This is a genomic window from Streptococcus oralis, assembly GCF_001578945.1.
GTDB classification, from domain to species: Bacteria; Bacillota; Bacilli; order Lactobacillales; family Streptococcaceae; genus Streptococcus; species Streptococcus oralis_Q.
The window spans coordinates 389,652-392,929 of sequence record NZ_KQ969551.1 but is presented as its reverse complement, the minus strand read 5'-3'; the positions used below and the strand labels follow the sequence as shown (position 1 = coordinate 392,929).

At 37.5% G+C, this 3,278-nt stretch carries 4 protein-coding genes and 1 pseudogene; 2 read left to right on the top strand and 3 right to left on the bottom strand.

The genetic code is table 11. From position 1 onward, the window contains the following. Together SORDD16_RS11735 and SORDD16_RS04585 are read left to right on the top strand one after the other, a co-directional pair. Positions 1-155: pseudogene (locus tag SORDD16_RS11735) on the top strand (hypothetical protein); the annotation flags it as partial. 58 nt (positions 156-213) lie between these two features. Beyond that, a complete protein-coding gene (locus SORDD16_RS04585) occupies positions 214-1,203 on the top strand; it encodes a lipoate--protein ligase (protein ID WP_061452539.1) in 990 nt (329 codons plus the stop codon). Positions 1,204-1,276: 73 nt separating this feature from the next. On the opposite strand, the gene xerS is transcribed toward SORDD16_RS04585, so the two are convergent. The 3 genes from xerS to SORDD16_RS04570 form a co-directional block, all read right to left on the bottom strand. Then, entirely contained in the window at positions 1,277-2,347 is a 1,071-nt protein-coding gene (xerS, locus tag SORDD16_RS04580; RefSeq protein ID WP_061452538.1) for a tyrosine recombinase XerS, read from the bottom strand. A gap of 145 nt (positions 2,348-2,492) precedes the next feature. Then, complete coding sequence (locus SORDD16_RS04575) at positions 2,493-2,783, bottom strand: hypothetical protein (RefSeq protein WP_061452537.1); 291 nt, start codon at positions 2,781-2,783, stop codon at positions 2,493-2,495. Next, a complete protein-coding gene (locus SORDD16_RS04570) occupies positions 2,764-3,156 on the bottom strand; it encodes a hypothetical protein (protein WP_061452536.1) in 393 nt (130 codons plus the stop codon). Before SORDD16_RS04570 ends, SORDD16_RS04575 begins: the two co-directional genes overlap by 20 nt. Positions 3,157-3,278 lie beyond the last annotated feature (122 nt).

Here is a 3,278-nt window from a genome sequence, read left to right as displayed (position 1 = left end):
AATTGATCAACGAGGCATCAAGCATTATCGAAATGGAAATCACTGTTGAAGAAATGCTGAAGACCATCCACGGACACCCAACTTACTCTGAAGTGATGTACGAAGCATTTGCGGATGTTTTAGGAATGGCTATCCATTCACCTAAGAAAAAATAAAACGAAGATAGATTAGACTGGAAGGTTATTTCCAGTCTCTATCGTATAAAGGGATATCATGAAATATATTATCAATCATTCAAACGACACTGCCTTTAATATTGCCTTGGAAGAATATGCCTTTAAACACTTACTAGATGAGGATCAAATCTTCCTTCTTTGGATTAACAAACCTTCTATCATTGTCGGACGTCACCAGAATACTATTGAAGAAATTAACCGTGATTATGTTCGAGAAAATGGCATTGAGGTAGTCCGCCGTATCAGTGGTGGTGGAGCTGTTTATCACGATTTAAACAACCTCAACTACACCATCATTTCAAAAGAAGATGAAAACAAGGCCTTTGACTTCAAGAGCTTCTCAACTCCAGTAATCAATACTCTAGATCAACTCGGTGTTAAAGCTGAGTTCACGGGCCGTAATGACCTTGAGATTGATGGAAAAAAATTCTGTGGCAATGCCCAAGCCTATATCAATGGGCGTATCATGCACCACGGTTGCTTGCTCTTTGACGTTGATTTGTCAGTCCTTGCTAACGCCCTCAAGGTTTCAAAAGATAAATTTGAGTCAAAAGGTGTGAAATCCGTCCGTGCCCGTGTAACTAATATTATCGATGAATTGCCAGAAAAAATCACAGTTGAAGAATTCCGTGATTTGCTATTGGAATACATGAAAAAAGAGTACCCAGAGATGACTGAATATGTTTTTTCTGAGCAAGAATTGGCGGAAATCAACCGTATCAAGGATACCAAGTTTGGAACTTGGGACTGGAACTACGGTAAATCACCTGAATTTAATGTCCGTCGTGGAACAAAATTCACTAGTGGTAAGGTTGAAGTCTTCGCTAATGTCATTGAATCAAAAATCCAAGATATCAAGATCTACGGTGACTTCTTTGGTATCGAAGACGTTGCAGCTGTAGAAGATGTCCTTCGTGGCGTAAAATATGAACGCGAAGATGTTCTTAAGGCACTAGAAACTATTGACATCACACGCTACTTTGCTGGTATCAGCCGTGAAGAAATCGCTGAAGCGGTAGTGGGGTAAAAAGAAAAGAAGCTGGTTATATAACCAACTTCTTTTTTGAATATAAATTTACATAATTTATAATATGTAACAATCATAAACTATCTAAAGCATTCTTTTGTTCATCATTGACGATATGGGTATAGAGGTCAGTGACTTGTGTGCTGGCGTGTCCTAGCTGATGGCTGACCAAAACTTGTGATTTAGTAGCATCATAGAGCCTAGTTGCCAGGGTATGGCGCAGTTTGTGGGGGGTTACACGTACTTTGAAATCCTCTGAATACTTAGCAACCATTTTCTCAACGCTGGAAGCATCGATACGATTGGGAACGCCACGATATAAGGTCAGAAAGAGTGCTGTATCCGTCTTTTCCGTCATATAGCGTTGATTTCGAATGGCTAGATAATTCTCTAGGTAAGGCTTAGCAAAAGCAGCGACATTGACAGAATCACGTTTCCCCCCCTTACGTGTGACATCAATGACCATCATTTTGAGATTAAGGTCTCTTAGATCCAGATTAACAGCTTCAGATAAACGGACACCAGATGCTAGGAGAAGGGCAATTATGGCTAAATCACGTTCTTTGTTCTTATTAAATGATGAGAGAGCGCGATTTGAGAGCTGTTGTGGGTACTCCTGGTCGATATAAGTCAGAAAACCTTCTGTTTCATCACCTAGAAAGAGCTTTTGCTTGATGTTTTCAGCTCTGGCAGCAAGCGTTTCTTTCTTTTTCTTGGTGGAAACTTTCTTCATTACATTTCGATAGAAATAGGGTTCCCCCTGATCATTTTCAACTTCCTCGGTCAGATACTTGTAAAGACTAGAAAGTGCCGATAAGGTTCGATTGATGGTCGTCTGAGAGACACCTTGTTTGGTTGTATTGGCATTCAGCAATGGACGTTCACGTAGATAAAGGATAAAGGATTCCATGTCTTTTTTAGACATATTTTCCAAGACAGATAAAGGAATGTCAGACATTTTATCAGCATTTGAAATTCCAGACTCTAAAACCCAGCTGAAAAATCGATCGTATTCCTTGAGGTATTCGTACAAGGTTGTAAAACTGTAAGGAACAGCAAGCTTAGATTGGTAGTATTCCAGAACATACCAGGGCATGATTTGTTTTAGTTTGTCGATTCGTTCCAGTAAAATCTCACGTTTCATGTATTTTCTCCATATATAAGTCTACTAGTAGTATAGCATAGACTTATATATTTTTCAAGAAAATTATAGTTTTTCGGAAAGACGTAATGAGAAACTTAAAACAAGAAGTCTAACTTTATTCCATTTATTATTCTGAACCACTTTATTAAATTTCATCATACTTGAGCAACATATTTGGAATCTTTTCTTCAAAACTCTTGCGAACCTCACCTTGAATTGCAGTGTCCATTTGGCTGTTTATGCTTGTAATGGTTGATTTGGTTTCTGTAGCAATTTTTTCAGCTGCCTTATTAAAGTTTTCTTTTAATTTATTTTTTGCTGTTATCGCTAACTTTGCTTCCGTAATGATTCGGTTTCTTTCCATCATTCGATACATTTGTTTCAGTGCATATTGGTATTCTTCATCTGTGTAGTATTCATTCATTGGTGCTTGCATAATCTCTCCTTAGTTTGTGAAATTCTTCATCTAAATCATCTCTTTTTTTGCGAAACTCGTTATCGTATTTTTCTCTCTCATCTTCGAGTTTAATTCTATGTTCTCTGTATACCTGATCTGAAAAGTGTCTCATATTTTCTATTTCTGTAAAGTAGTCTCTAACATCATCAGCACTTGACGAAAATTTTCTCAAGATTTGATATATTTTATCAACTTCTTCGGATATCAGTTTTTCTAAGTTTGCATTTCGCTCGTCTAGATCGAGTGCTTTGTTATCGAGTTTCTTCTTTTCTTGATAATATTGTTCTTCTAGATTAACCAGTTCTCTTTCTTTCTCTCTGATTTCCTCCCATTTTACATCTTTTCTTTCCATTGTCGAAACTCCTTGGCTAATTGCTTGTCTGTTGCTACTGTTTTTTCGATGACTTCCTGTAATTGTTTATCCATATTTTCAAATGCTTGGGCGGAAGCGTTCATCTTAGTGGTTGTTTGATT

Bases quoted from the DNA above. Each gene is read 5' to 3' on its own strand.
- SORDD16_RS04585 (WP_061452539.1), top strand. From the start codon at position 214: ATGAAATATATTATCAATCATTCAAACGACACTGCCTTTAATATTGCC.
- xerS (WP_061452538.1), bottom strand. From the start codon at position 2,347: ATGAAACGTGAGATTTTACTGGAACGAATCGACAAACTAAAACAAATC.
- SORDD16_RS04575 (WP_061452537.1), bottom strand. From the start codon at position 2,783: ATGCAAGCACCAATGAATGAATACTACACAGATGAAGAATACCAATAT.
- SORDD16_RS04570 (WP_061452536.1), bottom strand. From the start codon at position 3,156: ATGGAAAGAAAAGATGTAAAATGGGAGGAAATCAGAGAGAAAGAAAGA.